This is a genomic window from Desulfurococcus sp., assembly GCA_026626905.1.
Classification (GTDB): domain Archaea; phylum Thermoproteota; class Thermoprotei_A; order Sulfolobales; family Desulfurococcaceae; genus Desulfurococcus.
The window spans coordinates 173,108-196,015 of record JAPNUX010000003.1; the positions used below are offsets into that span (position 1 = coordinate 173,108).

Annotated in this window: 26 protein-coding genes, 1 tRNA gene and 1 pseudogene; 17 read left to right on the forward strand and 11 right to left on the reverse strand. The window is 46.3% G+C overall.

Annotated features, from left to right (window positions below; genetic code table 11):
- The first annotated feature begins 90 nt into the window (after window positions 1–90).
- From OWQ48_02980 to OWQ48_02995, 4 genes and pseudogenes are all read left to right on the forward strand, one after another.
- A complete protein-coding gene (locus OWQ48_02980) occupies window positions 91–1,056 on the forward strand; it encodes an ABC transporter ATP-binding protein (protein MCY0868179.1) in 966 nt (321 codons plus the stop codon).
- 6 nt (window positions 1,057–1,062) lie between these two features.
- Entirely contained in the window at window positions 1,063–2,178 is a 1,116-nt protein-coding gene (locus OWQ48_02985) for an ABC transporter ATP-binding protein (GenBank protein MCY0868180.1), read from the forward strand.
- Window positions 2,179–2,234: 56 nt separating this feature from the next.
- Window positions 2,235–3,287: pseudogene (locus OWQ48_02990) on the forward strand (hydroxymethylglutaryl-CoA synthase).
- Between the two features lie 24 nt (window positions 3,288–3,311).
- A complete protein-coding gene (locus OWQ48_02995; GenBank protein MCY0868181.1) occupies window positions 3,312–3,710 on the forward strand; it encodes a Zn-ribbon domain-containing OB-fold protein in 399 nt (132 codons plus the stop codon).
- A 92-nt stretch (window positions 3,711–3,802) separates the two neighbouring features.
- Here the strand turns inward: OWQ48_02995 and OWQ48_03000 are convergent, their stop codons facing one another.
- Complete coding sequence (locus tag OWQ48_03000) at window positions 3,803–5,383, reverse strand: radical SAM protein (GenBank protein ID MCY0868182.1); 1,581 nt, start codon at window positions 5,381–5,383, stop codon at window positions 3,803–3,805.
- A 69-nt stretch (window positions 5,384–5,452) separates the two neighbouring features.
- Here OWQ48_03000 and OWQ48_03005 point away from each other — a divergent pair, with 69 nt between their 5' ends.
- Window positions 5,453–6,667: a PLP-dependent aminotransferase family protein gene (locus tag OWQ48_03005; GenBank protein ID MCY0868183.1), complete on the forward strand. Its 1,215-nt coding sequence runs from the start codon at window positions 5,453–5,455 to the stop codon at window positions 6,665–6,667.
- Between the two features lie 24 nt (window positions 6,668–6,691).
- Here the strand turns inward: OWQ48_03005 and OWQ48_03010 are convergent, their stop codons facing one another.
- Window positions 6,692–7,567 (reverse strand): hypothetical protein, encoded by an 876-nt coding sequence (locus OWQ48_03010; GenBank protein ID MCY0868184.1) that lies wholly within the window; start codon window positions 7,565–7,567, stop codon window positions 6,692–6,694.
- 84 nt (window positions 7,568–7,651) lie between these two features.
- Here OWQ48_03010 and OWQ48_03015 point away from each other — a divergent pair, with 84 nt between their 5' ends.
- The 4 genes from OWQ48_03015 to OWQ48_03030 are packed head-to-tail and all read left to right on the forward strand — an operon-like array spanning window position 7,652 to window position 9,408.
- A complete protein-coding gene (locus tag OWQ48_03015) occupies window positions 7,652–8,005 on the forward strand; it encodes a helix-turn-helix domain-containing protein (GenBank protein ID MCY0868185.1) in 354 nt (117 codons plus the stop codon).
- 10 nt (window positions 8,006–8,015) lie between these two features.
- The gene (locus OWQ48_03020; GenBank protein ID MCY0868186.1) at window positions 8,016–8,402 is read left to right on the forward strand and encodes a hypothetical protein; all 387 of its coding nucleotides are present in this window, start codon (window positions 8,016–8,018) and stop codon (window positions 8,400–8,402) included.
- A 3-nt stretch (window positions 8,403–8,405) separates the two neighbouring features.
- Entirely contained in the window at window positions 8,406–8,699 is a 294-nt protein-coding gene (locus OWQ48_03025) for a hypothetical protein (protein ID MCY0868187.1), read from the forward strand.
- Window positions 8,683–9,408 (forward strand): DUF2192 domain-containing protein, encoded by a 726-nt coding sequence (locus OWQ48_03030; protein ID MCY0868188.1) that lies wholly within the window; start codon window positions 8,683–8,685, stop codon window positions 9,406–9,408. The genes OWQ48_03025 and OWQ48_03030 overlap by 17 nt, the downstream gene beginning before the upstream one ends.
- Window positions 9,409–9,463: 55 nt before the next feature.
- Here OWQ48_03030 and OWQ48_03035 read toward each other — a convergent pair whose 3' ends face one another.
- The 4 genes from OWQ48_03035 to OWQ48_03050 form a co-directional block, all read right to left on the reverse strand.
- Window positions 9,464–10,261 (reverse strand): radical SAM protein, encoded by a 798-nt coding sequence (locus OWQ48_03035; GenBank protein MCY0868189.1) that lies wholly within the window; start codon window positions 10,259–10,261, stop codon window positions 9,464–9,466.
- Window position 10,262: 1 nt separating this feature from the next.
- Entirely contained in the window at window positions 10,263–11,504 is a 1,242-nt protein-coding gene (locus tag OWQ48_03040) for an Nre family DNA repair protein (protein MCY0868190.1), read from the reverse strand.
- Window positions 11,505–11,588: 84 nt separating this feature from the next.
- Window positions 11,589–12,422, reverse strand: a complete 834-nt coding sequence (locus OWQ48_03045; protein ID MCY0868191.1) for a hypothetical protein — start codon at window positions 12,420–12,422, stop codon at window positions 11,589–11,591.
- Between the two features lie 22 nt (window positions 12,423–12,444).
- Window positions 12,445–13,230 (reverse strand): metal ABC transporter ATP-binding protein, encoded by a 786-nt coding sequence (locus tag OWQ48_03050; protein ID MCY0868192.1) that lies wholly within the window; start codon window positions 13,228–13,230, stop codon window positions 12,445–12,447.
- A 44-nt stretch (window positions 13,231–13,274) separates the two neighbouring features.
- Between OWQ48_03050 and OWQ48_03055 the strand changes: the two genes are divergently transcribed.
- Genes OWQ48_03055 through OWQ48_03070 form a run of 4 tightly spaced genes read left to right on the forward strand, consistent with a single transcriptional unit; the run spans window position 13,275 to window position 16,456 of the window.
- Complete coding sequence (locus OWQ48_03055; protein ID MCY0868193.1) at window positions 13,275–14,309, forward strand: zinc ABC transporter substrate-binding protein; 1,035 nt, start codon at window positions 13,275–13,277, stop codon at window positions 14,307–14,309.
- A gap of 5 nt (window positions 14,310–14,314) precedes the next feature.
- Window positions 14,315–15,184 (forward strand): metal ABC transporter permease, encoded by an 870-nt coding sequence (locus OWQ48_03060; protein ID MCY0868194.1) that lies wholly within the window; start codon window positions 14,315–14,317, stop codon window positions 15,182–15,184.
- Entirely contained in the window at window positions 15,185–15,586 is a 402-nt protein-coding gene (locus tag OWQ48_03065) for a ribbon-helix-helix domain-containing protein (protein ID MCY0868195.1), read from the forward strand.
- Window positions 15,587–15,601: 15 nt separating this feature from the next.
- The gene (locus tag OWQ48_03070; protein MCY0868196.1) at window positions 15,602–16,456 is read left to right on the forward strand and encodes a 50S ribosomal protein L11 methyltransferase; all 855 of its coding nucleotides are present in this window, start codon (window positions 15,602–15,604) and stop codon (window positions 16,454–16,456) included.
- A 26-nt stretch (window positions 16,457–16,482) separates the two neighbouring features.
- Here the strand turns inward: OWQ48_03070 and OWQ48_03075 are convergent, their stop codons facing one another.
- Window positions 16,483–16,914 carry an ArsR family transcriptional regulator gene (locus OWQ48_03075; GenBank protein ID MCY0868197.1) on the reverse strand — a complete coding sequence of 144 codons (432 nt, stop codon included), beginning with the start codon at window positions 16,912–16,914 and terminating at the stop codon, window positions 16,483–16,485.
- A gap of 91 nt (window positions 16,915–17,005) precedes the next feature.
- Window positions 17,006–17,683 carry a haloacid dehalogenase gene (locus tag OWQ48_03080; protein ID MCY0868198.1) on the reverse strand — a complete coding sequence of 226 codons (678 nt, stop codon included), beginning with the start codon at window positions 17,681–17,683 and terminating at the stop codon, window positions 17,006–17,008.
- A 64-nt stretch (window positions 17,684–17,747) separates the two neighbouring features.
- On the opposite strand from OWQ48_03080, the gene OWQ48_03085 reads away from it, so the two are divergent.
- Window positions 17,748–17,833, forward strand: a tRNA-Tyr gene (locus tag OWQ48_03085).
- 408 nt (window positions 17,834–18,241) lie between these two features.
- Here OWQ48_03085 and OWQ48_03090 read toward each other — a convergent pair.
- The 3 genes from OWQ48_03090 to OWQ48_03100 form a co-directional block, all read right to left on the reverse strand.
- Window positions 18,242–18,571, reverse strand: a complete 330-nt coding sequence (locus tag OWQ48_03090) for a hypothetical protein (protein MCY0868199.1) — start codon at window positions 18,569–18,571, stop codon at window positions 18,242–18,244.
- 167 nt (window positions 18,572–18,738) lie between these two features.
- Complete coding sequence (locus OWQ48_03095; protein ID MCY0868200.1) at window positions 18,739–19,122, reverse strand: hypothetical protein; 384 nt, start codon at window positions 19,120–19,122, stop codon at window positions 18,739–18,741.
- 161 nt (window positions 19,123–19,283) lie between these two features.
- The gene (locus OWQ48_03100) at window positions 19,284–19,607 is read right to left on the reverse strand and encodes a hypothetical protein (GenBank protein ID MCY0868201.1); all 324 of its coding nucleotides are present in this window, start codon (window positions 19,605–19,607) and stop codon (window positions 19,284–19,286) included.
- 322 nt (window positions 19,608–19,929) lie between these two features.
- On the opposite strand from OWQ48_03100, the gene OWQ48_03105 reads away from it, so the two are divergent.
- The 3 genes from OWQ48_03105 to OWQ48_03115 are packed head-to-tail and all read left to right on the forward strand — an operon-like array spanning window position 19,930 to window position 22,846.
- Window positions 19,930–20,643, forward strand: a complete 714-nt coding sequence (locus OWQ48_03105) for a CopG family transcriptional regulator (protein ID MCY0868202.1) — start codon at window positions 19,930–19,932, stop codon at window positions 20,641–20,643.
- Window positions 20,644–20,655: 12 nt separating this feature from the next.
- On the forward strand, window positions 20,656–21,723 hold the full coding sequence (locus OWQ48_03110; protein MCY0868203.1) for an MBL fold metallo-hydrolase: 1,068 nt from the start codon (window positions 20,656–20,658) through the stop codon (window positions 21,721–21,723).
- 7 nt (window positions 21,724–21,730) lie between these two features.
- Window positions 21,731–22,846 carry a glycosyltransferase family 4 protein gene (locus OWQ48_03115; protein MCY0868204.1) on the forward strand — a complete coding sequence of 372 codons (1,116 nt, stop codon included), beginning with the start codon at window positions 21,731–21,733 and terminating at the stop codon, window positions 22,844–22,846.
- Window positions 22,847–22,908 lie beyond the last annotated feature (62 nt).

Below are 22,908 nucleotides of genomic sequence, written 5' to 3' on the forward strand. Positions count from 1 at the left end.
AAACTCTACTACTCGTAATTTATTTTAATACCTGAAGCAAAGTATATACATTAACGCCCGAGAATCAGGCGTACTGCAGGTGCATGATGGTTGAGCGAACTGGTATTAGATGTAAAAGGCTTGAAAACGTATTTTTACACTGGTAGAGGCGTAGTAAGAGCTGTCGACGATGTATCATTCACGCTGGGTAAGGGTGAAAGCTTAGGAATAGCTGGTGAATCAGGCTGCGGGAAGAGTACTCTAGCATACTCGTTGATCAGGCTGGTGCCTCCCCCAGGAAGAATAGTTGGAGGCCAGGTATTCTTCAGAGGTAAGAATATCCTCGAGATGAGTGAAGAAGAGTTTAGACGAGATGTTAGATGGAAGGGTATATCCATGATATTCCAGGGTGCAATGAACGCTTTAAACCCAGTCTACACGATAGGCGATCAAATGGCTGAAGTCCTAATGATACACCAGGGTTACACTAAGAGTGAAGCATTAGAGGCAGCCGGTAAGATGCTCGAGCTGGTTGGCATAGACCGTAGAAGACTGAAGAGCTATCCTCACGAGTTAAGCGGCGGCATGAAGCAGCGTATTGTAATAGCCATGGCTCTCCTACTGAATCCACCTGTAGTGATCGCAGACGAGCCTACAACAGCCCTTGACGTAGTTGTCCAAGCCCAGATAATAAACCTCTTGAAGAGGCTTAAGAAAGAGCTAGGTATCTCCATAATATTCATATCGCACGACTTAAGCATTATAGCAGAGGTAGCTGATAAGATAGCAGTAATGTATGGAGGGGAAATCGTGGAGTACGGGCCGAGTGAAGCTGTATTCAACAACCCGTTACACCCCTACACTATAGGATTACTGGGCAGTATACCCAGGCTACGCGGAGAGCTGAAGGATTTAACGTGGATTCCAGGCTTCCCACCAGACTTAGCTAACCCGCCACCCGGCTGCAGGTTTGCTCCTAGATGCCCGAGGGTTTTCGAGAAGTGTGGTGAGAAGCCTCCTGTAATCGAGGTGGAGCCAGGCCACTACGTTAAATGCTGGCTCTACGCTAAGAGGTGATAGACTATGAGTCAAGGTGGATACGAGCCTGTAATATCCCCGCAAACTATTCTCTTCGTTAAAAACTTGAAAGTATACTTCCCAGTGAGGAGAGGCTTAACAGATGTACTGTTTAGAAGACCCCCACTATACGTTAAAGCTGTAGATGGAGTATCCTTCGAGGTGCGTAAGGGAGAAGTTTTCACGCTAGCCGGTGAATCAGGATGTGGTAAGACGACAACCGGTAAAGCTATATTAAGACTCGTAGACCCTACAGAGGGAGTAATAGGGTATCTACCCTCAAAGAGTGTGATCGAGGAGTTAGAAAAAACAGGTTCAATAAAAACTGTAAGCGAGCATGGCCATATAGATATTGCATCCCTCGATGAGAAGTCGCTGAAGCCTCTCAGGAAAGACATGCAGATGATATGGCAGGATCCATACGGAAGCCTTAACCCGAGGAGAACTATATATGAGATTCTAGAGGAGCCTCTAGCAATACACAACATAGGTTTAAGCCGCGAGGATAGATACGATATTGTTGCAAAAGCTCTCGAATCAGTCAAGCTAACCCCGCCCGAAGACTACGTTGATAGATACCCGCACATGCTGTCAGGCGGTCAGAGGCAGAGGGTAGTGATAGCGAGAGCCCTCATATTAAACCCGAGTTTCGTTGTAGCAGACGAGCCTGTCTCAATGCTGGATGTCTCTATTAGAGCCGAGATACTCCAGTTGATGCTTGAATTGAAGGAGAAGCTTGGGTTAACATACTTATTCATAACCCACGATCTAGCTATAGCAAGATACATATCCAATAAGCTAGCAGTAATGTACCTCGGGCAGATCGTAGAGTTCGGTGACACCGAGAAAGTCATCAGGAACCCGCTGCACCCCTACACTAAAGCTCTGCTTGAAGCTGTCCCAGAACCCGATCCATCTCGAAGACTAGTAATCAAGGAGATCCCCATCAAAGGTGAAGTACCCTCTCCAATAAACGTTCCAAAAGGGTGTAGATTCCACCCGAGATGCGTTGCACTGGACGGGAAGCCCGAGCTAAGAGAGTACTGTACAGTGAAGGAGCCGCCTATGGTTGAAGTAGAGCCAGGCCACTACGTTAAATGCTGGCTCTACGCTAGAAAATAGCATAGGAAAGCATTTTAGCTCGAAGACACCTTAATTCACAGGCTAGGTGTTTCAGCATGCTACCCGAGGAGAAGGTCGGCATTATTGGATGGGGCTCCTACATACCCAGGTGGAGAATGTCGGTGAGCGAGATAGTCAGAGTATGGGGCTTCAACCCTCATGAGCCGGAGTCCCTAGCTGTATCAGAGAAGAGTGTTGCAGGCCCTGATGAAGACTCCGTCACCATGGGGTGGGAGGCTGCCAGAAACGCTTTGAGAAGAGCTGGCGTGGATCCTAGTAGAATAGGAGCAGTGTGGTTTGGAACCGAGAGTAAGCCGTATGCTGTCAAGCCTTCAGCAACTATTATAGCTGAAGCACTAGGCATAACACCCAATACAATGGCATCAGACCTAGAGTTCGCCTGCAGAGCGGCTAGCGAAGCTCTCAGGATAAGCATTGGCTCGATCGCCTCAGGGTTAATAAAGTATGCTCTAATTATAGGTAGCGATACAGCTCAAGCCAACCCCGGCGACGTCTTAGAGTTCACTGCATCATCCGCTGCTACAGCAATAGTGACGGGGCCTCGAGAGGAGGCAGCAGCATACTTCGAGGCGAGTACCTCGTTCGTTACAGACACCCCTGACTTCTGGCGGAGGGATACCAAGCGCTTCCCGCTTCACGGTGAAGCCTTCACAGGTGAGCCAGCATACTTCCACCACATAGTGGGAGCTGTAAAAGCCCTCTTCGAGAAGACTGGTTTAAAGCCAGGGGACTTCGATTACGCGATATTTCACCAGCCTAACGGTACATTCCCTATTAGAGTAGCTAGAGTCCTCGGGATACCTAAGGAGAAGGTTCTACCAGGCCTTGTAACCCCTTACATAGGCAACAGCTATAATTCGTCAGCTCTAATAGGTCTCTCAAGAGTACTTGATAAAGCGAAGCCAGGGGAGAGAATACTACTAGCACCATTCGGTAGCGGTGCTGGAAGCGACGCGTACAGCATAGTAGTAACAGATAGAGTAGTTGAGAAGCAGAGTCTAGCGCCAACAGTAGACGACTACCTCTCGAGAAAAAGCTATGTGGACTACGCAGTATACGCTAGGTTCAGGAGGCTCATCGAGAGAATAAATACAGGTGCATCAGAGCCTAGAATCCCGCCTTCATGGAGAACCAGGATCGAGAGGTATAGGCTTAAAGCCACCAGGTGCAGGGACTGCGGGAGAGTAGGCTATCCAGCCTCAAGCACGTGTAGATTCTGCGGGTCAGAAAACATCGAGTACGTAGAACTAATAAACGAGAAGGCTAGACTGGTGACATGGACTGTAATATACAGTACGATGGATGGCTTCGAGGAGAAGAAGCCAGTAGTAATAGGCATCGTGGAGACTATTAACAGTAAAGCTAGAATAACTGCCCCGCTCACCGATATACTATTAGACGAGTTAAAGCCGGGACTACTACTTGAACCAGTCTTAAGGAGGATATCTGAGGGAGGAAACGCCGGGCTCATACACTACGGTGTATCAATGAGGCCGGCACTAAAACAGTAGTTTAAGCCTCCACATGGCAGTGTAATAAAAGTCGCTTAACCATAAATCCTTGCTTTCCTTATTCTCTAGTTATACCTAGGAGCTACTGGAATTTACTGGAGAGGACGGCTGTCATTACTCAGCTTTAAGTAGACTTCGTACTGGCTTTCAGCAATTCTTCTAGAGATACCATCGAGTACTATGAAATCCCATGGTAGTCTACCACCGAACTCGTAGCCTTCTAACACTCGGGTGTAATCCTCTCGTGCTTCACGTAGAGCCCTCCTCCAGGATGCAAGCCCCCCTCCCCTGAAAGCTACCTTTAGTATTAGATCATCGAGAGGCTTGCCCGATAAAGCTATGAGAGCTTGAATAAATCCCCACTCTATATCATATGGCCTGGATTCGATGAGCCCCTTTAACTCTCTCCTATACAAGCCTAACACGCTTTTAAGTCTCTCAGTTCTCTCCATGCCAATCCACTGGAATATTGTGTGAGGCTTCGGTATCAAAGGATTTAAGGATACAGCAAGACTCCTATTATGCTTTCTAGCGAAGCCCCCTAGCTCCCTTAAAATCTTGATGTTAGCCTGCACCTCCTCGAGGCGCTCACCTTTAACCCCGTATATCAAGTAGAGCTTGACGTTAAACCCCTTCTCCAGTACACGCTTAACTACATCTACAATCCTTGATCCTAGATCAGGGTACTTGAAGAATACTCTCTGAAGCCTCAGCGAGAAGGTTTCGGGGGCTAATGTAAGCGTCCGCTGGCCGATCTCGCGTGCCAGCTCTAAGACTTCATCACTCAGCGCTGAGAGCCTCATTGAAGGTAGTGAGGCCTTCACGCCTTCATCTCTAAGATACTCAAGGAGCTTCACGTGAGTTCGCGAGACAGGGAAGGATAGGCTATATAAGACAACTCTCTTCCCCCATATACTCTCTGAAACCCCCTTGCTCACAATACTTTTGAGCACGGGGAGACTTCGCTCCCTGAAAGGCTGGAAGACCCTGGTTTCCATGCAGAAGCTACACCAGTACCTGCAGCCTCTGCTAACTTCAAGCTTGAATCCACCACCATACACGGGTTCAACCTCTGGGTTTTCAACCTGGTGTATAGGGTGGGGTGCATCATCGAGGTTCTCCACGTATCTTCTAAATACTCTATCACCGTCATTTAATCCAGGTACGTAGACGTATGGAAGCTCGGAGATAGCTTCGAGGAAGCTTTTCTTCTCCATGGTTTCAAGCCACTTGGATAAGACAGCTTCAAGAGTTGCCTCGGCTTCACCTATTATGAAGGCATCGATTACCCCGCTATAGGGGACTGGGTTCTCCATGACTACTGGTCCTCCAGCAATCACAGGTATATTGCGCTCTAGCCTTCTCACTGGTACTCCTCCAGCTGCAAGTAGTCTTACTAAGTTGACTATATCAGGCTCGTAGTGCAGCGTGGTCACAATTAGATTAAAGTTCTTTAAGGGTGTGCCTGTTTCAAGACTCCTAGGCTCCGGCTCCATGCCGCTAAGCTTCTTGCACGTAAATCTCTCCATGTAAACTTCATCCATGCTATTAGAGATCATATATATTATGTCGGCTGCCAGACTTGAAATCATCACTCTATAAGTACTCGGGTAGACGTAGGCTACTCTAGCTTTAACCTTAAGTGGATTCTTATATACAGTATTATACTCCAATGCGAGCCTTCACCTATATATAAAGCTTTATATACCGTATATACATATACACGTTACCCCGGGTGGAACATAGTGGACTACTCCCGGTTCTTAAGTAATACAGCTAAGAGCATTAAAGCCTCCGAGATACGCGAGCTACTAGCATTAATCAGAGGAAGAAAGGATGTTATAAGCTTAGCTGGAGGAATACCCGACCCAGTTCTCTTTCCCCGTGAAGAGCTAGCTAGGATTGCAAGCATGGTTATCGAGAAGTATGGTGATTATGCTTTACAGTACAGTGAGACAAAAGGGATTATAGAGGTTCGCGAGACTCTAAGTGATTTTCTAGCGAGGAAGAGAGGTATTATAGCAGACGCTGAGAACATTATTATAACAGCTGGCAGCCAGTCAGGCCTGGATATCATATCAAGGACTCTCCTCAACCCAGGCGACATAGTTATAACAGAGAGCCCCTCATATCTGGCAGCACTAGGAGCATTTAAAGCGAATGGAGCAAGGCTAATGGGTGTTAAAATAGATGAGCACGGCATGAGAACAGATATACTTGAAGAGAAGCTGAGAGCTCTAGGTGATGAGGCAAGGAGAGTCAAGTTCGTGTACGTGATTCCCGTTGGGCAGAACCCAGCTGGTACAACTATGACTAAGGATAGAAAAAAGCATCTACTAGAAATAGCGTCGAAATACGACTTGCTAATCGTGGAGGACGACCCCTACAGCTATATAATATACGAGGAGGGAGCTGAAACCTCATCTCTTAAAAGCATGGATGCCGAGGGGAGAGTAATATATTTGAGTACTGTAAGCAAGATACTAGCCCCCGGCTTGAGAATCGGGTGGATAGTAGCTGAAGGAGAGCTCACGAGGAAATTAGAGATCGTTAAGCAGTACGTGGATTTACACTCTCCAACCCTAAACCAGTTCATAGTAGCTGAGGCTATCAAGACAGGTATAGTAGAGAGAGTAATAGCCAGGGCAGTACCACACTACAAGGCTAAAAGAGATACAATGCTGAAGGCAATTGAAGAAAACTTCCCTGATTACACGTGGTATAGTAGGCCCATAGGAGGACTCTTCATCTTCACATACGTCTACAAGGATAGATTCGATGCCGGCTTACTTCTAGAGAAAGCTGTAAGAGAATACAAGATTGCATATGTCCCAGGAGGAAGCTTCCACCCTGAGGGTGATGGAGTAAACAGTATGAGGCTCAACTTCAGCTACCCTTCACATGAGCAGATTAGAGAGGGGATTGAAAGACTAGCTAGGTTGATCAAGGAGGCCTAAAGCCTAGACTATTAATCTAGCCTGTTATTCGAGTGAGACTATGAATCCAAGTCCACGAGGAGGTAGTAGTCCAATAGCTTTTTCTACATCATCAATTTTAACGACTCTTATATTTCTCGCTATCTCACGCACCAGTACTTCAGTTAGCTGAGGTTTTACAACTCTAACTCTATCCTTGTAGACTACTTCAATTTTCTCGACTCCGGGGTCTACTGGGATCCATGCAGTGAATGAGAGAGGAGAGACTACTATCCTACGTGGATGGAGGAGTTTTAATAGCTTATAGTTAACGCTAACGCCGGGTTCAGTGAGCACGAGGACATCAACTCTCTCAGGGAGATTGCTTACATGCTTAACTGTGTTTAAGCCTAGCTGGAGAGCTGGTTTAGAATACCCCTCACAGTATAGGATTGGTTCTCCTAAACCCTCCCTGAGAACAGTTAGCGCTGAGGAGAGAGCTGTAACACCACAGCCTGAAACCACTACTACTCCACCGGCCTCGGAACCCAGTTCCACACCGTGCGCGACGAGAGGCTTAATAGCCATGAAGGGATTGGCTTCTAAGTGCTCTTCTAGAATGTACTCGGGTTTAATCGCTGTGTAGCTGGTTAGTAGTCCATCCGCATTATATGCTAACACGTTATGACGGCTTATAGGTGACACAATAAGATAGCTTCCCACGAAGCCTTCGACACCAATGGATTCAATAGCTTTAACAACACCTGTAGAACCTAAGACTACTCTTCCAGGTAGTGGTAGGGTATTATTGAGAATACTCTCCTCCAGCTGGCCTATGTAAACGTATACAGTCTTCGCTAGAATACTACCTTGCTCAATCTTCACGAACGGGGTGTCAACAATCCTCACGCCGCCATCAAACACTAGGCTGCGCTGCCTCAACTAGAACACCTAAACCTTTTATACTGCTACTACATTATATTCGGCTCAGCTGAGTTTTATGCATGTTTACACGGGGTGTTACTGATGCACTCAGACACCACTGGATCCACGAGAATCTGGGATATAAACTTACACTGGGTCAGTAAGGATACGCGTGCTAGGCTAATAGAGCTAATGCTGTCAACTAGGAGTGTAACAGAGCTATCAAGGGATCTAGGTATATCTCCAACAGCTATAAGAAAGTACGTTAAGAAAGTAGCTTACCCCAGCGACGAGGTTCTCCAGAGAGTCCTCGAAAACCTAGCACCCTACGAGATGGATGAAGCTATAAGAATGCTCATAAGTGATCTATTCGAATCAATTAGAGCACTCTACAATGCTCTTGATGGAAAGCACAGAGACTACTTTAAGAATCTTCTAGCAAGCCTGGTAACCTAAGGATGGTAAATTGAGAGAGAAACCTTTTCTAGCGAGTGGTAAAATACTGGGTGGATACCCCCTCCTAGTTAAATACTTCGAGATCTGCAGCTCCGAGAAGAAAAGTCCAGAGTGCGCTGAGCTCCTCCCTACAAGAGGGATCCTAGAGGAAATCAGCGTGCTTGTAAGCAGGGATTCAAAAACCTTCATCGAGATACTTGAGAAGCTAGAGGAGAGCTTAGCAGGGAAAGTAGACTGCACGATAGCGGTGAAAGCATACGACTCGGTATATGGTGTTAAACCCGCTTGCAGTGAAGCTGTTAAAGCTCTCCTAAGAGAGGTGGTCGCCTGGTACCTTGAGATAGCTGAAGCGTTAGGGCTCGTAAAGCTTAGTAAATCATGGGAGAGGAGGGAGTAGCTTTTGCTGACGAGAAAAGATATCGCGGAGATCCTAGTAAAGCTTGCAAGCATATTAAAGCGAGATCTAGGGGAAGTTAGAGTTAAGGAGATAAGAGAAGGGAGAAGCGAGTTTCAAGTCTACATTAACTTAGGTAGTAATCCTTCAGGTGTATCCCGCGTAAAGATTATTATCAAAAAAGATTATAGCAGGGTGAGAGTATACTCGGGTATAGCAAGCCTGGATATCAGGGTCAAAAGGCTTCTACTCAGAGAGCTATCACGCATACAAGGTGAGAAGCGTGAGACAGCCACATAAGAAGAGGATTCAGGTAGCCATCTCAATTCTAAGTGAAGCAGTGAAAAAGCCTGGTGAATTAAATAGGAGTGAATTAGTAGAACTCTTAAGGCGTGCATACGAGAAAGCTGGATTAAATCCCATTAGAGGCACAGCCCTGCCCCCTGACATATACGATAAGGAGCTTACTACACTCTACGTGATCAGCAAATATGGGCTAGGCGTTCTAAACGACTACCCCTCGCTCTCCACGAAAGTATTCTACATTGAGGAGACACTGGAGGAAGCCCTGAACCTCATCCTGCAGAATAGGTTTGATGAAGCTAGAGAGAAAATTAAATCTATTTCACCCTCAGGTGTTATCGATAGCAACATGATAGCAAGACTCTTGAGGATACCGATGACCAAGCTAGTTCTCGGGTTTATAGGTGAAGATGAATTCTCGAGAATACTTCATAAAGCTCTGGAAACTTTCCCTGAAGATGAGAAGACCATAAGAAACTATGCGAGATTCTTCGTAGGCTTCAAGGTGGCTGAAGCCATATACAAAGGGGAAGTTAAGTCTAGAGAGTATAAGGAGGCCCTTAAGAGAGCCCTCGCCCTTAGAATAGGGTTCCCTAAAGCCACTCCAAGCGATGCTTACATTAAAGCGATAGCTGAAGCAGTCTTTAACATGCGTGAGGAGGAACTAGGAAAGATATTGAAGGTTACCGAGAAGGCAGATAAGTAAAGGTGACATGTCACCATTTACCTGCAAGCTTAGAGAGCAGATCTAGGTAAGGGAGCTAGCCTGGTGAAAACCCGGGTTTACATTTAACCCCTTGTCTTCTGCACTCAGATAATACGGTTTCTTCAATCCTATACTGCTCCCTGTAAACTCTACTAAGGAGGCTGTAAAGGGGGTGTGATGGCGTCTTCATAAACTCCTTTACGTGGAGTACATCATAATATAGTATAGCATTCAGCTCCCTTGCTAACTCTACCAGGCTTCTAATTGTATCATGATCACTGTTTAAACCCGGGATTATCGGCCCGTAGAAAACCCATACTGGAATACCCTTCTCGGAGAGAGCTCTAAGTGCTCTCACCCTAGCACTTGGAGGTGGAGCATTAGGCTCTATTATGGCTGAGACCTCTTCATCTAGTGTTGTTATAGTGAATCCAACATCCACGAGCTTATTGTAGTCGGCTAGTAAGCCTGCGTCTCTTAGAATCAACGGGTTCTTAGTTTGAATACTTACATGGAAGCCGTGGGGGAGCAGGAGTTCCAGCGACCTGCGGCTTAACTTGTATACAGCTTCAATAGGCTGGTAGCCGTCTGTTATAGTGCCGAGCCCTACTGTCCCTTTAGGGTACCTTCTCACCTCTCTTTTCAGTGAGTCTATTAAATCCTTCTTGACAACTACAATCTCCCCCCAGTTACCGCTGACAGCTTTATTCTTAGTGTAAAGTCTAGCGTAGCAGTATATGCATGCATGAGAGCAACCAACATAAGGGTTTAAAGCGTAGTCGAGTCCTGGTAGCCTGCTCTTAGAGAGAGCTTTCCCGTATCTGGCTTCAACTACTCTGAAACTCCACTTCAATTTAGCCCCCCTTCACGAAGAAATCTCGTATGCTCTTCGACTTCAATATCCTCTGGAGGAGCCTTGACGATCTAAACCACTTCTCAGCCCCCAGCCTCGATACTCTATCCAAGTACTCTACTACATCACGCAGGCTATTGGTCTTCAATACAGGTCCACGCTTATACATCTCTCTCACAGACTCCCTAACGAACCAGACACCTATAGGTAGGTTGAAGCCAGGGTAGATCTCTCTAAGCAGGATTGCAGTAGCCTGCTTCTTCCTTTTTGATAGGTGCTCGAGTGTAGCAAGCATGCTAGCGTAATAACAGCCCCCGATCTCCGGGTAGCTTGTTCTCCCATGGTAGTCTTCGTAGTCTCCTTCTACAACCACTTCGAGTGAACCCGGGTTCCACGTTGACCCAGGCCACCAGGCCTCCATCCACTCGAAGCTCCATTTAGCTGGGTAGAGTACAGCAGTAAAGAAGTTGTCGTGGTGGCTGAGAGAGTATACTTCAATCTCGTTAACCTCACTGTAGGCTTTAACCTCCTTTAACAGCTCTCTCGAGATAATGCTGTCGACTGCTGTAATACTCCACCTGGTTGGTACTAGTCTTCTCTCTTTTCCGACGCCCAGGGCTCCTACGCTAAATATCTTCTGTATATGGGATACGGGGACTCCATGCCTATATAAGTAGACTACCGCGTTATAAGCGAGTAGATCAATATCACTGTAGACCTTCTCAACAGGCCTGGGTACTGAGGGGTTACCTAGAACCCGGAGCTTCTCGAGAGGCGAGCGGGGTCCTTGAGGCGGCTCTTCATCACTGAATGATATGATAGGTGCAGGAGGCTTTGCCAGCTCCATTACAACGTCAACAGGCTTACTACTGAGAACTATTAGTCTTGCATCCTCGATAAGCTTATCAAAGGGCTTTTTAACATCGATCAGCGTATACCCTGTGATAAGACTCCACCTGTAGTCGAGTATCTCCTCTATCCTTCTTGTAATCCAGGATTCAGGGTGATCATATATTACTGTATCCCCGCTGAGAGGCGGGGCACTAATCCCGGCTCTAACGTAGGGGTATCCATGCCTCCCCACGAATACTGAGGGGGGAGATGAACCCTCTATGACACGTGAGAGGGAAACTTTAGCCAGCTTAACTACAGCTCTACTCCTAGCTATTATCGGGCAGTATGCTAGCCCGCAGAAACCCCTACCCCTGCAAATAGCACAGAGACGTGGATCCATTCTACTCATACATCTAAACCCATGTCAACAGGGATCCCACTTGAAGCAAATACACTACAGCTATCTTAAGTTAGATTAGAGCATCTTATACTTTCACCTAAGGGTAGATAAAACTCCATGATCGGGTACAAGGTATAAGCCACTACCCCTCGCCTCCAGCCTACCCTGACGGACAACATACTCACCGGGTTCTAGCTCAGAGTATACTTCCCTAAAAGTCTCTAGGATCACGTTTACACCGTTATCCAGCCTCGCTGAGTACCTTGAAGGCGTGATGTGAATCATTAAAGGCTCATTAATCCTTACTACCCCGTTGTAGCTTGAGGCTTCTACAACAGGATCCAGGCAGCCCTGGATGCCAGCAGTATAGGCGACTAGCCTGAGGTTAACGTGGAAGCCCAGTATATCGAGGTGTAGTATAGTATTTCTCTTGAAGAACAAGTAGTCTGAGAGGGTGAGCCTTCTGGAGTGCTTACTCGCGTACTCGTTGATTAAAGCCCACTTGCCTGCACGCTTTAAAACACCCTTCTCTACGAGCTTCTTTAAATCCCATACTAAATCCTCTCTTACCCCATAGACAACTAGATCTACATCCCTGTAGTCTAATGTAATCCTCGAGGATCCACTAGCGTAGATATCTCTCTCACTAACCCCTAGAATACTGGAGAGGTATCTAGCAATCCATTCAGATACCCCTGCCAGCCTGGCTTGAAGCGGGTGGCTACTTGATAATGGTATCACTGGTACATTAAGCTTCAAGCACTCCCATCTAATAATATTAATGTACTTATCAACTAGCCATTCATCTATTCTCCGAGGCCCGTGTAGATCATACCTCGGGAAAGCTATCAGCCAGCCTTCCGGGTGCTGGAAGCCTTTAACAATATATGCAATTCCATTATGCACCCATATTTCTCCTTCAAGCATCCTCAAAACTAGTCTCGCCTGCTTAATGCCAGTCTGAGATATGCGGGTGCTTCTCTAATACTATGATGCACCCTCTATATATATTAGATAATACCTCCTGAGTGAGTATCTCCTCGGGATCCCCGTACCTGTAAACTCCGTATCCCAGCACCATTATCTTACTCGTGTATGGGAGGAGGAGTATTGGATCATGGCTTGAAGCTATCACTAGCTTGCTACGCGAGAGCCCGCCTATAATATCCGCGAGAACTCTTCTCCCCTCGGGATCTATGTTCGAGAGAGGCTCATCCATTACAATTATATCGGAATCTGTTGAAAGAGCTCTAGCTATAAGTGCTCTTTGAAGCTGCCCCCCGCTCAGCTCGCTCAGCCTCTTACTCCACATGTCCTCGCTGAGTCCAGCTGATTTAAGAGCTGATGCAACCTTGTCTTTAATCTCTAGTGGTGTTCTAAACCCCCTTACACCCTTGTAAGCTTTAGCATAGTCCTCTACGAACTCCCAGATCGAGATCGGAGCCTCTCTTGGAACATGGAATTCCTGAGGGATGTAAGATATATGCTCGCGGATCCTATTAGGGGATCCATTAACGATAACACCGTTGACTCTGACAGAGCCTTTCACAGGCTTCAGTATACCCAGTATTGTGAGGAAGAGCGTGGTTTTACCAGCTCCGTTAGGCCCGATCACCTGGATGAGACCTGGACCCTCGAATGTAGCATTCACGTCTTTAAGCACTAAAGTGCCGCCGCGGGCAACAGATAAGTCTACTAGCTCTACAATCATGACTACTCCCTTGTGCACAAGCATATAAAAGGGGTCTTATAAATCTGTGCACAAGTGGTGAGGCCACCATGACATCCCGGAGGGTAATATTAGCTCTATCACTTACCGCAGTATTCTTCATACTGATGGTTCAGGTACCTGTAATCCATGCGGAAAGATCTATTCACGTGGTCACCGTCTTCCCGAGCCTAGTTGAAGATATTAGGCAGCTACTATGTAGTGGTGACACCGTAGACTACCTAGTACCTCCTGGAGTAGACCCCCACGAATACCAGTTGACCACTAGCGATTTAGACAAGCTGGCGGGAGCTGACATAGTGGTTTCAACAGGCCATACAGGAGTTGAAGTGAAGATAGAGGAGCTAGCTGCTTCAGGCGAGCTGAAGGCTATTGTAGTGAACATCATGGAGATCCCGGGGCTTAGAATCACTGTGAACCCTTCTACAGGTCAAGCTAACATGCACATGCCTATCTACGATCCATTGAACTACATGCTCTTCGTAGAGAACTTGACAGCAGTCATTGCGGGCATCAACCCCTCTAAGGCAGACTGCTACAGGGAGAAAGCACTCGAGGTTATAAGCACTGTTACACAGCTTGCTGCAGATAACTATAGAAGATACCTGGGGGTTCCAGCAGTAGTAGATTCACCGGGAGTACAGTATGCTGTTGAATGGATGGGGTTCAAAGTCTTGAGATCCCTACAGCCCGAGCATGAAGTTGAGCCACAGCCAACAGACTTGAAGACTGTAGAAGACTTAATGAGAAGCGGGAGCGTGAAGATAGCATTCGTATCATCTCCTGTGACTGGAACTCCAGGCAGGATGCTTGTAGAGATGGCTGAGAGATACAGGGTGCCAGTAGTTGAAGTTCCATCACCGTTAACATTAAACTCAACTATAGTGAAGCTCAAGCTAGTGGCGAGTAGAGTAGAGGAGGCCGGCATAAAGCCTGAAACAGCCCAGGAGGCTTGTAGTGTAAGCGTGGACTACAGGAGAGAACAAGAGGTTCAGTACGCGCTCATAGCTGCTTACACTATTATAGGCTTCACGCTGGGTGTACTTGCATCGAGATGGGCTAGTAGAAGAGGGTTGAAGAGGTGAAATACTTGAAGGGGATTGAACCACTAGTTTTCCTAGCCGCCGTTCTCCTCACATCCCCTATGCTACTGCTCGAAGGCTCTGAGACTGTTGGAGTAGAGAGAATCACCGCCTACATACTAACCAGCCTGGCTTTCAGCAGCGTGGGTATACTAGCATACTACAGGGGGCTGGAGTTCCTCACAGCCGGGTCAACACATGCGAGCTTCCTAGCGGTTACAGTAGGCTACCTGATTTCAGCTATGCATGGATTAAACCTCTATTACTCAGCTCTCCCCGTGGGATTAATACTAGTGTACACTGCAGGCTACCTGGTTTACAGGGGTATGGATCCAGTTAAAGTTTCATCTTTCTTCGTATCCTTTACTACAGCTCTGGGCGTGCTGGTAGCATACTACACGCTAACTAGATTCCCAGCTCAGTATAGTTTATCAAGTATTATGCTAGGCGACCCAGTACTAATGACGAGACAGGATGCAGTCTTCGCCATGGTGCTCTCAGTAATAATAGTAGCTGTAGCAATCGCTGTCTACAGGCCAATAGTATTCATTAGCGTGGATCCTGTGTCAGCTAGAGTCTCCGGCTTGAACATGAGACTCTACGATCTAGCAACATTTACGCTTATAGGTTTAGCGACAATAGGCTTGCTGAGAGTTAGCGGCTACATAATGGAGCACGTAATGATATTTCTCCCGCCTCTCATAGGAGCTAGATTCTCTACCAGCAGTAGAGATCACTTTGCCAGCACACTGCTCTCATCAACCATGGCATCAGTACTCGGGTACACTCTAGCCTTAAACTATGGTTTAAGCCCTGTAGGCTTAAGCGGCTTAATCCTAATAGCTGTATACGTATACTTCCTTGCGAGGGGAAGATAAATGAGCATGGTTAGAAAGACAAGTAAGAGGAGGTTCGGGGTTAGCATTCCTTCAAGCATGGCGGAGAAACTAGACTTGCTTAGCGAAATGTTCCGGTGCGATAGGTCAACACTGGTCTCAAATGCTCTAAACGAGTACGTGCATGAAAACCTCCATGAAAGAGAGGAACACGAGTGCGAAGGTGTAGTCGTAGCCTACTCTCAGACCCCGCTTTCCTCAAAGCTCATTACAGACTTCAATAGCATAATAGTAGCATACTGCTCGTACAAGCTGAAGGAGAGATATATCCACGTGCTCGTAGTTAAAGGTTCATCAAGACTTATCCGGGAGCTGAGAAGCATTCTCGCAGCAAATACTAGAATACAGAGATACCTACCCTTAGACTACTTCGAGGAGGCGTGAGGGGTTGAAGCACTAGTGAAGCCCTTCAAACCTGTAAAAGGCTACTGGTTTACTATTCACACAGTTAGAGAGCTAGCGGGGTCTAAGTGCACTGAGACAACCCTAGATATTGGTTTAACTACAATCAGGGTTTGCAGCGAGAACAATAAGATTAGAGTCAAGGATTTCGAAGTCGACGTCAGGGATTTAGAGCCAAGTGAACCGGATAGAATAGTCCTGCTTGAGGAAACCGGTAGAATATACGAGGTTATCTTACACTCAGATACCGGGTTCTACAAGCTTAAAGCCGTAGATGGATGGTCACCCCCAACACTAGAGATCAACGGGATACACATGCATAGAATCCAGGGGGTGAATCCTTGGCAGGATACTCTTCTAAAGATTAAAGCAGCTAGGATTCGAAGAGGCTCTATAGTCCTTGATACCTGCATGGGCTTAGGCTATACTGCTATAGCCTCCCTGAAAACCGGTGCTGTAGAAGTTCATACTTACGAGATTGATGAAAACGTTATCTGGATTGCGGAGAGGAATCCTTGGAGCAGGAGCCTCGAGAACGACAGGATAGTAGTGAGGAAAGGTGATGTTGTCGAGGAGGTTGGAAAGCTGGAATCAGAGTTCTTTACTAGAATAATACATGATCCACCGAGATTCACGAAGAGCACGGGAGGCCTCTATAGTCTAGAATTTTATAGAGAGCTCTATAGAGTCCTCAAGCCTGGTGGAGTATTATTCCATTATACTGGTGAGCCGAGAAGACATGGAGCTCCTGATATACTCAAAGGAATCAAGAATAGGCTGCTTTCTGCAGGCTTCACTAGAGTAATCTATGACCCCCTTGCCCAGGGCTTCACCTGCTTTAAGCAGGCATAGCCTCTACCATGCTAAATATGTTTAAGCTAGGAGCCACGAGGGGATGCTTTAAGGGGCCTGGACTCCTTCACAAGGCTCCTCAAGTAGTTTGTTAGCAAGGTGCATGTTGAAGGATCATGGTATCCTCCCTCGTAGCATCTATCTATATGGGGGCATTTCATGCATGGTATATCCATGACGCTCTTGAAGGCTTCCTCGAGGAAGATGCCTACTCCTAGTTCTTCTGCAAGCTCGAGTAGCTTCTCTCTATTAGGCTTCAACAGGAAGGTCTTTCTACTATTATACATTACAGGCTCTCTCCCCACAGCTCCCAGTTTCTCCAATTTTACGAGTACTTTTGAGACGACTCTTGAATCTATATTCAAGTCCTTGCTCAGCTGGCTCTGGTATACACTACCGCCTGGATTCCTTAGTAGGTACTTTACGATTAAGGCTTCAGCATTCTTCTCTCTATACATACCCCGTCACACTGTCTACTACTAGCTTTTAGATACTGCACCCAGCTACCAGTAATATTCTTTAGCTTGCAAGCTAATATATTCGATTGCCCTACTGATCAAAAGCGGAGTTTAACGGGGGGTTACCACAGGATTCTTGAATGCTTGTTTCACGGGTTCCACCAGCACACAGGTAAGCGTTCTTCGTGTTTAGAATTAGTACCCTAGTCTCCTCAATCAACCTTGATGCAACATCAACTTTATGCCTTAACCCGGGTATTAGGGCGTCAGGGTACTCTAGGGTTTTAAGGCTACTGTATATTTCTTCAGCTACCTCAAGGTACTCTTCAGCGCGTTTAACTAAGCCTTCGTCCAGGAGCTTGATAATATATCTTCTAAGCTCTCCTATGAGGTCCCCGAGACCCTGGAGGTATGGTGCGTAGGGTATATCTAGCTCGCTTAGTGGTAGAGCTCTCCCCTCCACAATAATACTGTAGAATAACACGGCCTCCACGTACTCGCTTAACCCATTATAAATCATCCCAGAGTAGTATAGGTCTGGATGGCTGCTTGTAATCTCCTTCAATCTGCGGGCTATGATTCTAGCTGCTTCAAGCCTGGTTTTAGCATCCTCCACCATGCCTCTATGAACAAGCGTAATGATGCTACCACTCTCCCTCACCAGCTCTCTTACAAGCCTGTAGGCCTCCTCACGGATAGCATCCTTAATGCTTAAAACTCTATCTACAGCCTCAATATCCTTCTTGATAACCTCAACAATACTCCTCATAGAGAACCCCGTGGTTAAAGCTATATAAAGCCATACTTATAACATAGAGACTCTAGGATTAGAGCCCGCCGTAGCTCAGCGGCAGAGCGCCCGGCTGTAGTGAGGGGCGCAGCCACCGGGTGGCCGGGGGTTCAAGTCCCCCCGGCGGGACTCTCTCACTCCACTCCTAGTCTCTACGCGTCTCCAACTACTATGCCCTCATATATCCTCCTGATGCTTACTACCGCTAGTAAAGCTAGACTAGTCTTCTTATTAATTAAATACTGCTGGTAGTAGAGTTAACCCTAAAACTAGCAGTGCTACTAGAAAGTAGTATAGCTGGCCAGTCAAGTATACTCTAAAGAACAAGACTGAGTTACCGAGAACTAGATTGGGAAGCCATGTAGCATACCGAGGATAAGTATCATGAACTCAGGTCGAACGAAGTCTATAAAGAACTTAAAGGGATCTAAAGGAGGTAAATGTCTCAGATCATTGTGGAATCAACGATTTCGAAAGCTCCTCGTACTTCCTCATGCTGTAGTCGCCTAAAGATACATGAGGGATTAAAAGGCTTACTTAAAGGGAGATCAGCTTATCCTCTAATTCTTTTAATATTTCTACGATCTCCTTGTCGAAAGCCTCCACATCTACAACGATTACATATGGCTGTTTATCCAGGAACTTACTTGTAACTCCCTTACCATGTAGTGTCTGAATAAGCCTCTTCATGTCTTCATACGAAACCTTAAAATCTACTAGGACTTCAACAGGGTTAACATTCATATGAGTGATCACATACGTAGCAAGTACAGTATTGAATTCCTTCATTAAGCCGCTCTCATCTAACTTACGTAAAGCTTCATCCTTGAGGGAGTTAAAAATGTACTCCGCGAGCTCGGGGACCATGCAAATTTCATCGCCGTAATACTAACCTTTCGAGCCATATCTTCTGCCTCTAAATGCTAGGTGTAACTCCTCGAACCTCCCCGCAAACTCTATGCATTTACTTCTTACTTTAGGCAAATTATAGGAATTCTCTGCGAATAGATAGACCTCGGGTGGCACCCTCGACTTTAGCGTATCGTAGTAAATTCACCGCGTGCCATAGGTAATTCTAGAACATACTCCCACTTAAGCTCTTCAATTTCAGAGCAACGTAATATGGAGGTTATAAACGGTATGATAACACCATATCTACGCATTTCGTCCCTGATCTTAGCCTCATTACTAAGTATTACTTTCTGAGCGAGGCTACACGCTAATTCCTCGCCGTACGCAGAAAGTGAGGCGAGATATATTTTCCCATCGGCGTATGCGCGGCAGTCCCTAAATTTGATAACTCCTATTTTATCCAGCAGGTTGACCATTCTAATGTCCTCGTAAGCATCTACGTATTGTTGTGTGGAGTAGGGAGGTATATACACAGTTTTAACTAACGCCTCTCTAAGAGCATACACCCTAATATAAATTTTAAAGATTTTTCAACAAGCTCTGGGAGACCAAGCTCCTCAGCTATATATCTCTTAAACTCTTCGAGTTTCCCTCCTGCTGGACGTATAATAAGCTTAGGTTTTTCACCGGAAATAGAGGATAATGTGAATGAATATCGAGAAGCCATCTAAGCAAGTGTTCGAGTCTCTCTTGTTATCCATATATTACCGAATATTGACGGTAACTCTCCATACGGCTTGAGGAGAACAACAAACTTAAGGTCGTAGCTGGCTTTACTAAGCCTATCTAAATCTTTAGCTAAGTCGGATGTCCTGCTGACCTCGATAGCTACGGAGTAGCTCTTGCATAAATCCCTGTTAACACAACGGCCAGCTATATCAATTCTCCCTCCGCTAATCCATACCTCTTTTCGAGCATCAAAGCCGTAATATCGCAGGAGACTAACCACGTAGTCTTGAGCAGCTGCGTGTTCGTCGTAGCCGGAGTCCACGTGGACTCCACCATATAGGCTCTATGGGAAATACAGCATAATAAAAGTGTTTTCCTCTACGATGAGTGATAATTTTTATACATCCCACTTAAAGAGTTATCAAGGTGCTATATTCTTTCTAGCTTGTGATGTCTAAGTGAATGGTGTCTCAGGTGCTCTACGGCTTGCCAGAGTCTTCGCCTCTCCTCTCGTGTATTCCTATGATGGTGTAAGGCAGTGAGCAGCCCTCCAGCTGTTCAAGCTGCTCTATATTTGTTTTTGCTAGCTGTGGATCCCTAACAGTTATTAAGCTGCCGGATACTACTGTAGTCTGGTTTAGGCTATGAGCAGTGAGGGGAGTAAAAGAGAGATTAGAATACTTGTAGATGAAGCACTCTACAGGGAGCTTGAGAAGAGGGCTATTTCTGAGGGTTTTAGTGATGTATCCAGCTATATTCTCAGCTTGATTACAGCTAGAATACCCTTAGAGAAGCCTAGCTTAGATAGCTTTGAGAGACTGAGGGCTCGCCTAGAGAGATTTATCCAGGATGAAATCAACAAGAGTTTAGCGTCAATTGAAGTCTTAAGACGGCAGGTTACCGATCTCACCCAGAGAGTTGAGGAGCTAGAAGATAGAATTAAGAGTATTGAGGGGAGGGAGGCTGTAGAAGCTGTTGAAGCAGCCGTCGAGAAAGCTGGCAGGCCCCGTAAGCCGGGTAAGACGGGGATGGAGAGGCTGAGAGAGGATAAAGTACTCTTCGAGAGCTCTCTCCCACCGAGAATTCAACGCGATAGACTCTTCTCATATTTTGAGAGAATGGGGGCTGTAATCCTACATTTAAGCAGGGAGCGGATAGCTGTAGACCCAGAGTACTGGAGGGAGTTTAAGGAGAAGTTGTTTAATGAGGTTAAGAGTAGTAGTGAAGAAGAGTTGAAGAGAATCCTAGGAGATAAAGGGTTTGCTCTCTGGAAAAACTTATATGAGGATGGCATGATCGTATATGACTCTAAGACGAGGAGCTGGAAGCCAGCGTCCGGTGAGCTGAGAGATAAATAGAGTAGTCGCTGCATGCTGGCGAGAAGCGAGCTTAAGAGGCTGCTCGAGTATATTGGAGTGCACAGTAATGGAGCCGTGCTACTCGGGAGAAACGTGGTTGCTGATGGATTCTCAGAGAGAGCTATAAGAGTTGTAACTCATGCCCACATAGACCATGTCTTAGGATTAGAGGATAGCGTTAAGTTCTCGAAGATTATAGCGGGAACCGCTGTAACCCTAGATCTCATCGAAGCACTAGGCTATGTTGATCGATCGATCCTCCCCCTCTACAAGCTGAAAAAGAAGCAGTTGAAGTATGGTGAGTGCGATACAACCAGTGATGATAGGCTATGCCTCCTGCCAGCCTCCCATATCCCCGGGTCCACGCAAGTATATGTTGAATCCGATGGATTTAGGCTTGGATATACAGGCGACTTCAAGCTTGATGAAAGCACAGTTATCATGAAAGGGCTTGATGCCCTAGTCATTGAGGCAACATACGGTAACCCACACTACCGCCGGCCATTCAAGAAGGAGGTTCCAGTGCTACTCGTGGATCTAGTGGAAGAAGGGCTTCGACGCTACAAGCGAGTCTACATTTACGGCTATCACGGGAAGCTGCAGGAGGCTATGATGATACTGAGAGAAAGGGGTGTTGACGCCCCCTTCATGCTGCCACGTAAGATATTCAATGTGACAAGGCTACTAGAGAAGCATGGATTCAGAATTAACGACTACTGGGCTGAAGAAGAATACCGTGGATTCAACAATGAGAGAGTAGTAGTATTCAAGCATATGAGGGCAGCAGAGTATAGAAGGCTTGATGGAAGCGGACTCCACATTATTCTAAGTGGCTGGGAGTTCAAGGAGCCTGCTAGAAGACTAGACGAGTACACATTCCTGCTAGCTTTAAGTGATCACGCCGACTTCGACGAGCTCGTAGAGTACGTTGAGAAAGGGGGACCGGGGCTCGTGGTAGTTGATGCCTCGAGAGAAGGTGAAGCATGGAGCCTTAGAGAATCCCTAGTAAAGAAGGGCTTCTGCTCGATTGTCATGCCAAGCATGAACCTCCACGAGCAGCTAGAGGAGTGTAAGGGATGAACACCCTATGGGAGAGTACATTCTAGTGAAACACCACATGTTTAACACGTACCTTATGGGGCCAGGGGGCTCAGAGTATGTGACTCTTGAAACAGCTATAGCATTAGCTAAGAAAGGCTACACAGTTTACATTGACTCAGCAACCTTGAACTCTAAGTGCAAGTTAATGGAGCTAATCGAGTACTACGGTTTAAACTATAGTGAAGCTAGATCAATAGGGCTCGGAGACCCCGGGGGAAAACCTGTTCTAACAGTTAACACGAGTGGAGACGTGTTATCCGGGATTGGCGACGTCCTATACCTCCATTACCCTTCATTCCTCGACCACGAGACATACTACCCTGGTCTCAAGGGGTTATCAAGCATTGTAGGGAAAACCTACTCACTTATAAACTCGCTTGTATTCCCCTTGATCATGAGGCGTGTTAAAGTCTATATAGCTAACTCGAGGCTTACAGCTTCATTCTTCGAGAAATACTATGGTATTAGACCTCACATCATCCCCCCACCGGTCAACATAGATGACATCATCGAGAAGCCACTGCCACCGCGATACGAGAGAAAACCAGTAGTGCTCACAGTTGCCCGTATAAGCCCTGAGAAACACGTAGAGAACACTATATATGTGGCTAGCAGGCTGCGAAAACTAGGAGTTAAAGCTGACTTCATCGTAGCTGGGACTCTTTCAAAATACAATATAGACTACTATGACCATCTCCTAGAGCTAGCCGTCAAGGTAGGTGTCGACGACCTAGTAGACTTTAAAACTAATATCTCGAGAAGAGAGCTTATAGAGCTCTACAGAGAGTCAATGGTTTACCTTCATCCTACCCCCAGAGAGCACTTCGGTATCTCAGTTGTTGAAGCCATGGCTGCCGGGGTACCCACAGTACTACCCGTGGAGTCTGGGAGCTGGATTGACATAGCAGAGAGAGATAGAAGTATTGCTCTACCATACAAGAGCCTAAGTGATGCAGCCTCGGCAGTTAAACTACTATTAGAGAGGGAGGAGCTATGGTTAGAATTAAGCGAGTCCAGCAAGATGAGAGCAAGAAGAATGGACAGGCATTCATTCCACAGTAAACTATATAATACCGTGGAACCCTTACTTGCACCTAGATGAGGAGAAACCGCGATACTGAGTAGTGATGTAGAAGAGCCGTTCCGATCGAGTGCCAGGTCTTC

What these genes read in the sequence shown, in the direction of transcription:
- OWQ48_03015 (MCY0868185.1), top strand. Translation starts at nt 7,652, where the DNA reads ATGCACTCAGACACCACTGGATCCACGAGAATCTGGGATATAAACTTA.
- OWQ48_03050 (MCY0868192.1), bottom strand. Translation starts at nt 13,230, where the DNA reads ATGCTTGTGCACAAGGGAGTAGTCATGATTGTAGAGCTAGTAGACTTA.
- OWQ48_03110 (MCY0868203.1), top strand. Translation starts at nt 20,656, where the DNA reads ATGCTGGCGAGAAGCGAGCTTAAGAGGCTGCTCGAGTATATTGGAGTG.
- OWQ48_03105 (MCY0868202.1), top strand. Translation starts at nt 19,930, where the DNA reads ATGAGCAGTGAGGGGAGTAAAAGAGAGATTAGAATACTTGTAGATGAA.
- OWQ48_03045 (MCY0868191.1), bottom strand. Translation starts at nt 12,422, where the DNA reads ATGCTTGAAGGAGAAATATGGGTGCATAATGGAATTGCATATATTGTT.
- OWQ48_03080 (MCY0868198.1), bottom strand. Translation starts at nt 17,683, where the DNA reads ATGAGGAGTATTGTTGAGGTTATCAAGAAGGATATTGAGGCTGTAGAT.
- OWQ48_03065 (MCY0868195.1), top strand. Translation starts at nt 15,185, where the DNA reads ATGAGCATGGTTAGAAAGACAAGTAAGAGGAGGTTCGGGGTTAGCATT.
- OWQ48_03090 (MCY0868199.1), bottom strand. Translation starts at nt 18,571, where the DNA reads ATGGTCCCCGAGCTCGCGGAGTACATTTTTAACTCCCTCAAGGATGAA.
- OWQ48_03115 (MCY0868204.1), top strand. Translation starts at nt 21,731, where the DNA reads ATGGGAGAGTACATTCTAGTGAAACACCACATGTTTAACACGTACCTT.
- OWQ48_02985 (MCY0868180.1), top strand. Translation starts at nt 1,063, where the DNA reads ATGAGTCAAGGTGGATACGAGCCTGTAATATCCCCGCAAACTATTCTC.
- OWQ48_03055 (MCY0868193.1), top strand. Translation starts at nt 13,275, where the DNA reads ATGACATCCCGGAGGGTAATATTAGCTCTATCACTTACCGCAGTATTC.
- OWQ48_03075 (MCY0868197.1), bottom strand. Translation starts at nt 16,914, where the DNA reads ATGTATAGAGAGAAGAATGCTGAAGCCTTAATCGTAAAGTACCTACTA.
- OWQ48_03040 (MCY0868190.1), bottom strand. Translation starts at nt 11,504, where the DNA reads ATGAGTAGAATGGATCCACGTCTCTGTGCTATTTGCAGGGGTAGGGGT.